The organism is Streptomyces sp. NPDC102274, assembly GCF_044766385.1.
GTDB lineage: Bacteria > Actinomycetota > Actinomycetes > Streptomycetales > Streptomycetaceae > Streptomyces.
Genome location: NZ_JBIWLW010000008.1, coordinates 122,095 through 128,619, shown reverse-complemented (window position 1 = coordinate 128,619; position 6,525 = coordinate 122,095). Strand labels below are relative to the sequence as shown.

The following is a 6,525-nucleotide window of genomic DNA, read 5'->3' as shown; positions in this document are numbered from 1 at the left end:
GGTTTGGGGGGGGGGCGGCGCGCGGGGGGGGGGGGGGGGCGCGGGGGGGGGGGGGGGGGGGGTGGGGGGGGGGGTGTGGGTGGGGGGGGGGGGGGGGGGGGGGCCCCCCCCCCCCCCCCACTCCCCCGGTTCCTGCTCAACCGCTCACTCCACGCTCAACTGCTCAGAGCTGCTCGGCTGCTCGGCTGCTCGGCTGCTCGGCTGCTCAGCCATTGAAGACCGTGAGGTCGTCGATGTACGCGTGGAAACCGCCGGACGTCCCCTGGCGGTCGAAGCCCACCAGGATCCTGTCGATCGTCCTGCCGGCCAGCGCGGGACCGACATTGCTCTGGATCTTCGTCCAGGCGCCGACACCGCCCTTCGGCGCCGCCGGGTGCATGTCCGTGCCGTCCGTCGTGGTCGCGGCACTGTCGCGCAGTGTGGAGCCGTCGGACATCACGAAGTCCACCGCGACGTTCCGTCCGCCCGCGTCCTTCGGCAGGAACTCGTACGACAGCTTCGTCGCCGCGGTCACCGGGATGTCGACGTCGAACGCCTGGAAGTACGCGTAGGCGTGCGCGGTCGTCGTGGTACTTCCCTGGATGCGCAGCGCCGACTGCCCGAGCCGGTGGTCCTCCCCGGTCACCACGCCGAGGACGGGCGATCCGCTGCCGCCGGGACCGGTCACATTCGACGTGCCGCCGGGTACCGGGGTGTTGGTCCAGGTCGGTGTGGCGTCGGTGTCCTTCTCCACACTGGTACGGAAGAAGGTGGGGCCGGTCGCCAGCGGGATCGGTACCTGCGTGACCAGCGGGTCCAGGCCCGTGATCATACGCGTCGCCTTGCCGGCGAGCCGCAGGTAGAAGTCCGAGGACACATACTTCCCGTCGGAACTGGTCGTCTGGAAGTACTGGTTGGTCGGGATCATCGAGGAGTCCTCGGCGGCGGGCGCGAGCGCCGTGCCCTCGTCGTACTCGTCGAACATGGCGATGAACGCCTGCGGCACCCCGGCCTTGCGGACGTTGGCGGCCTGCTGCCAGAGGTAGTCGCCGTTCTTGCGCGGGATCTCGTTGCGCGGACCGTCCTTCCAGTTGGACCAGGCGAAGCCGGGATAGATGACGGGCTGGTAGTCCTGGCCGGTCGCCTTGAGCGCGTCACGGTCGGCCGTCAGCTGGGGAGTGGTGTCGGCCGTGCTGCCGACCATCCAGGGCGAGAGCATGTCGAACGCCCGGTAGACCGGGGCGAATCCGGGCTTGGCGTCGGCGTCGGTGCGCCAGCCGCGCGGCACGCCGCCGATGACGTACAGGCCCTGGTCCTTGAACCAGTTCACGACGCGCTCCGCCTGGGCGGCGGTGCCCGGCCGGTTGAGGAAGCCGAGGCCCCACAGCTCGACGACGGGCTTGCCGCCCTCCTTGGCGTAGGCCGGGGAGTCGGTGAGGCCCAGCGTGCCGGTGATGACGTCGGTCCAGTCGCTCGTGAGGACCTGCTCAAGGTTGGCGTCGGTCAGGCCGCTGACGTCGTACTCGACGTAGAAGCCGCGGCCGTACTTCTCGGCGGCGTCACGGGCCTTGTCCGCGATGGAGTTGCGGTTCGCCGCTCGCGGCGCGGCGGGATCGGAGATGTCGCTGCCGAAGCGCTGGAGAGCGGCGCCGTCGATGCCGTACTGCTTCATCCAGCTGAAGTGCTGGTCGACGACGGCGGTCGGGTAGGACGAGAAGAGTGTGGAGCTCTGTCCATTGCCCAGCGGCGCGTATCCCGTGGCGTAGCGGGCCGATGCCGGGTACTTGCTCATGTCGGGATAGAGCTCGAAGGACTGGTTGCCCGGCGAGGGCTGCGAACCGGCCCAGTGCCGCCAGGCGTTGAGCGGTGAGCCGTCACCGGGCGCGTTGAACCAGCCCTGGTAGCCGGTGTACACCCGGTTCTTCACGGTCGGGTTCGCGGCGGCCTGTGCCGTGGGGGTCAGGGCGGTCGCCGACCACCACAGGCCCGCCGTCAGGAGGGAGAGGACGAGGGTCAGTCTCAGGACGAGATTTCGGCGTCTGTGCATGAGGCACCCTTGGGTTGGGGGGCCGCCTATGTAAATCCATTGGATTGCCATACGTCAATGGCTCCGACTCAGCCGCGAGTTGACGCTCCACGTGCCGAACGGCCGTGCGGGCTCAGGCGGGGAGTGAACGCCGAGTGGAAAACACCGGCCGCGGCGCCGACCGCCGCCGCCTGGTTCGGGCGTGACTGGGCGACATGCACATCGCGTACCCGCCGCGCGACCGGGAAGCGGTTGACGGCGGCGGCGATCTGGCCCAGATAGAGGTCGGCGACGGACGGCAGGACGGCCGGTCCGCCCACGACGAGCAGTTCCACGTCAAGGAGGTCGATGATGCCGACGGCTCCCAGGGCCACCGTCCTGGCCACGCTCTCCAGCACCGTGACGGCCCGGTCGTCACCGCGCGCCGCCGCTTCGCAGACCCAGTCGTAGGCGCCGTCCCCCTGCGGCACCATCAGGCCAGCCGCCCTGGCCTGCTCGACGACCGCCGAGATCGGGGCACACTCCGCGACCATGCGGGGGCCGCCCTCGTCGGTGAGCAACCCGGTTCTGATGGCGCAGAGTTCGCCCATCTCGCCCGCGTTGCCCGTCGTGCCGCGGTACACATCGCCGTTGAGGAAGGCACCGCTGCCGGCGCCGGCGCCCAGGTAGAGATAGACGAAGTCCCCGGCGCGGTCGGCGGCGCCCAGCCAGCGTTCGCCGATCGCCGCGGCGGTGGCGTCCTTCTCCACGATCACCGCCGTGCCCAGCCGCTCGATCAGTTCCGCCTTGAGCTCCACCTGTTCCCAGCCGTCGAACAGCGGCGGGTCGAGGACGATCCCGGCGCGCGCGTCGACCGGGCCCGGCACGGCGACACCCACCCCGAGCAGGGCCTCCGACGCCTGACGGGCCACCGCCGCGGACTCCAGGGCCAGCCGTGTCATGTGCTCCAGGCACCAGCCGGGGTCGCGCCGTTCGAACAGGTGCATCTGCCGACGGTCGAGGATGCCTCCGCACAGGTCGACGGCCACCACGCTGATCATCTCGGGGTCGAGATGGACCCCGATGGCGGACGCGGCATCGGGCCGCAGCCGGAGCGGCACCCTCGGTTTGCCGGCGCCCGCGGACTGCCTTCCGTCCTCGGCGAGCAGCCCGGCGGTCAGCAGATTGCGGGTGATACGGGACACCGCCTGGGGCGTGAGCCCGGTCTGCTCGGCGATCTCGACCCGGCTGAGCGCCCCCGCCTCCCGGATGCTCTCGATCACCAGCTTCTCGTTGTACGAGCCGAGCGCGAGCTGGTTGAAGGCGCGCGGGACGGGGCGGGGCGGGGTCCGCCGCACCCGGGTCTCCGACCGCTGCCAGCTGAAGGCACAGTCGCCGCGCGCGTCCGCGTGGGCCCGCGCGGCCTCGGTCAGCGCGTGCAGGACCGGTCTGAACCGGCCGGGGAACTGGGCGAGTTCGGCGAGGGCGATCGTACAGGCGGTGGCGGACCAGCTCATGGTGGAGTCGGCCCGGTGCCAGCTGGCCTCACGGAGAGCGTCATGGTCCGGGTGGCCGTCCGGGGTCGCGCGGTACGCCGCTTCGTCGCCCCAGGCGATGAGGTGCAGCGTACGGCGGGGATGACGCGCGGCGATGGTGGCGATCAGGGCGTCGGGCTCCTGATCACGCGGCGCGGGGACGCCACCCGGGGCAACCGCGTGGGCACCGGTCGCGGACGGACCGGCCGGCGGCGGTTCCGCGTCCCGTACGCGGTCGAGCTGCGCGGCGAGGGCGGCGTGCCGCGAGCGTCGCTCGTCGGCGTCGGTGGCCCGGCCCCGCTGCCCCTCGGGCGCGGGAGCCTCGCCGATGACCAGTACCGCCCTGTCGGCCCTGGCCCACACACCGAGCAGTTCGGCACGCGCGCAGGGCAGGGCGGGATCGACGGGCACGGTCGGCAGGCTGCCTTCGCCGGGACCGACCTGCCACCGGCGCCACACCCCGGTCAGTGTGGTGTGCGAGACGCCGATACGGTCCGCGAGTGCGCGGGCCGACCAGGTACGCGCCGGGGCGGGCGGTCCCGCGAGCGTCGCGGCGACGACATCGGCCTCGTCGACCTGCGGCGGGCGGCCGCTGCGCGGGCGGTGCTCAAGACCGGCCAGCCCCTCGGCGGCGTACCGCTTGCGCCATGTGGTCACCGTGGGGCGGGAGATGCCCAGGGCGCGCGCGCTGCCGGAGACGCTGAGACCCGCCGCGGCGTCCAGCACGATGCGCGCGCGAACGGAACGCTCCGGCCCACCACGGGCCCAGGCGCGCAGAGCCTCGTGGTCCCGGTCACTGAGCACCGGCTTGCTCGCCTCGTCCATGTCACGCATGGCAGACATCCAAACACCCGCCCCCTCAACTGCAAAAGTACTAAGTTGCCAATTTTTGGAGCCGACAGAGAGCGTCCCGAGGCACCCCGCGCGACGAGAACCCGCAGCCAGAGGGCCAAAAAGAAACCGCTTCCTACTGGCTGAGCTGCACCGTAACAACGTCCATCGAACCCCGGTGCGACAGATTTTTACGCGCACGAAGCATTGACGTAAGACAAATCAATGGACTGTCATGGTCGGCACATCGCTCCATCCACCCTGGCGAAGGGCAGCCCATGTCCACACGGTCCGCACGTCGCGACCGGTCGCTGTTCTGGTTCACGGTGCCTGGCATTCTCGTCGTCCTCCTCTTTCACTATGTGCCGCTGCTCGGCAATGTGATCGCGTTCCAGGACTACCAGCCGTTCATCGGGATCTGGCACAGCAGTTGGACGGGACTGGACAACTTCGGCGTCCTCGTCAACGGTGACGCCGCGTTCCTCCACGCACTGAACAACACCCTCCAACTGCTGCTGATCCAGGTGGTGTTCGTCTTCCCCGCGCCCATCCTGCTCGCGCTGGCGCTCAACAGCCTGGTGAGCGAGCGGGTCAAGAAGGCCGTACAGAACATCCTGTATCTACCGCACTTCCTGTCGTGGGTGGTCGTCGTCGCCGTGTTCCAGCAGATGCTCGGCAACGGCGGTCTCCTCAATGTCTTTCTGCGCGCCCAGGAACTGGGCACCTGGAACATCATCGGCGACCCCGAGCTGTTCAAGACGCTGCTCACGTCCCAGGTGATCTGGAAGGACACCGGCTGGGGGACGATCCTGTTCCTCGCCGCGCTCTCCCGCGTCGACAACAACCTCTACGAGGCGGCGGCGGTCGACGGCGCGGGCCGCTGGCGCCAGACCTGGCATGTGACCCTGCCGGCGCTGCGCGGGCTCGTGGTCCTGCTGCTCATCCTCCGGCTGGGCGACGCGCTCAGCGTCGGCTTCGAGCAGATCATCCTCCAGCAGACCGGTGTGGGGCTCGAATCCAGCGAAGTCCTCGACACCTACGTCTACAACAACGGTCTGCTGGCCGGCCAGTGGGGCGTGTCGGCCGCGGTGGGCCTGGTCAAGGGCGTGGTCGGTGTGGTCCTCGTCCTCGGCGCGAACAGACTCGCCCATTTCTTCGGCGAGGAAGGGATCTACCGCAAATGACCGTACAGACCGCCACCACCGTCCAGACCGCCGCCCCCGCCGTTCCGCCGCCGCGCCGCGGACGCGTGGACAGCGCGATCCCCGGGCAGACCCCCGCCTCGCCTCCCTGGCGTGTCGTCAAATCCGTTCTGCTGCTGATCTGTTGTCTGCTGGTCGCCATCCCGTTCTTCTCCATCATCGCGACCTCGCTCGCCGACACCCAGCAGGTCAACGAGGCGGGCGGGTTCGTGCTGTGGCCCGACCATCCCACCTTCGACGCCTACAGCGCCATCCTCCAGGGCGGCATGGTGTCACGCGCCCTGCTGGTGAGCGTCGGTGTCACGGTGGTCGGTACGGCGCTGAGCCTGCTGTCCAGCATCACCCTCGCCTACGGGCTGAGCCGGCCGGGCTCCTTCGGTCACAAGCCGGTGCTGATGACCCTGCTGTTCTCGATGCTGTTCGCGCCGGGTGTGATCCCCAGCTATCTGCTGATCAAGCAGCTGCATCTGATCAACAGCTACTGGTCGCTGATCCTGCCCACCATGGTCAGCGCGTTCAATGTGATCGTGCTGCGGTCGTTCTTCATGAGCATCCCCGGCGAACTCACCGATGCCGCCCGGATCGACGGAGCCAACGCGGCCCAGATCCTGCGCCGCGTCGTGGTGCCCCTCTCGCGTGCCGCGATCGCCGTGGTGGGGCTGTTCTACGCGGTGTCCTACTGGAACGCGTTCTTCAACGCGATGCTCTATATGAACGAGTCGGCGAAATGGCCCATGCAACTGGTCCTTCGGACCTATGTCGTCAACAACTCGGCGATCGGCGCCGGCCAGGCGTCGGCCGCGGGCGCGGCGCTGCCGCCCTCGCAGGCCCTCCAGGCCGCGATCCTCGTGCTGTCCATCGTCCCCATCGTGATCGTCTATCCCTTTTTGCAGCGCCATCTGACGAAGGGCGTGATGATCGGCGCCGTCAAGGGCTGACCCGGCGGGCCGCCGTCGCAGGCGGCCCCGATGCC

Annotated in this window: 4 protein-coding genes; 2 read left to right on the top strand and 2 right to left on the bottom strand. The window is 69.7% G+C overall.

The genetic code is table 11. The annotated features are described in order from the left end of the window. Positions 1-205 precede the first annotated feature (205 nt). Together ACIRQP_RS13625 and ACIRQP_RS13620 are read right to left on the bottom strand one after the other, a co-directional pair. Positions 206-2,026, bottom strand: coding sequence for a glycoside hydrolase family 71/99-like protein (locus ACIRQP_RS13625; protein WP_403888184.1), 1,821 nt, complete (start codon positions 2,024-2,026; stop codon positions 206-208). Between the two features lie 68 nt (positions 2,027-2,094). Then, a complete protein-coding gene (locus ACIRQP_RS13620; RefSeq protein WP_403888181.1) occupies positions 2,095-4,362 on the bottom strand; it encodes an ROK family protein in 2,268 nt (755 codons plus the stop codon). 266 nt (positions 4,363-4,628) lie between these two features. On the opposite strand from ACIRQP_RS13620, the gene ACIRQP_RS13615 reads away from it, so the two are divergent. Together ACIRQP_RS13615 and ACIRQP_RS13610 are read left to right on the top strand one after the other, a co-directional pair. Next, positions 4,629-5,534, top strand: a complete 906-nt coding sequence (locus ACIRQP_RS13615) for an ABC transporter permease (RefSeq protein ID WP_403888179.1) — start codon at positions 4,629-4,631, stop codon at positions 5,532-5,534. After that, positions 5,531-6,490 carry a carbohydrate ABC transporter permease gene (locus tag ACIRQP_RS13610; RefSeq protein WP_403888177.1) on the top strand — a complete coding sequence of 320 codons (960 nt, stop codon included), beginning with the start codon at positions 5,531-5,533 and terminating at the stop codon, positions 6,488-6,490. Before ACIRQP_RS13615 ends, ACIRQP_RS13610 begins: the two co-directional genes overlap by 4 nt. Positions 6,491-6,525 lie beyond the last annotated feature (35 nt).

Coding starts and splice junctions, on each gene's coding strand:
- ACIRQP_RS13620 (WP_403888181.1), bottom strand. CDS start 4,362: ATGTCTGCCATGCGTGACATGGACGAGGCGAGCAAGCCGGTGCTCAGT.
- ACIRQP_RS13625 (WP_403888184.1), bottom strand. CDS start 2,026: ATGCACAGACGCCGAAATCTCGTCCTGAGACTGACCCTCGTCCTCTCC.
- ACIRQP_RS13610 (WP_403888177.1), top strand. CDS start 5,531: ATGACCGTACAGACCGCCACCACCGTCCAGACCGCCGCCCCCGCCGTT.
- ACIRQP_RS13615 (WP_403888179.1), top strand. CDS start 4,629: ATGTCCACACGGTCCGCACGTCGCGACCGGTCGCTGTTCTGGTTCACG.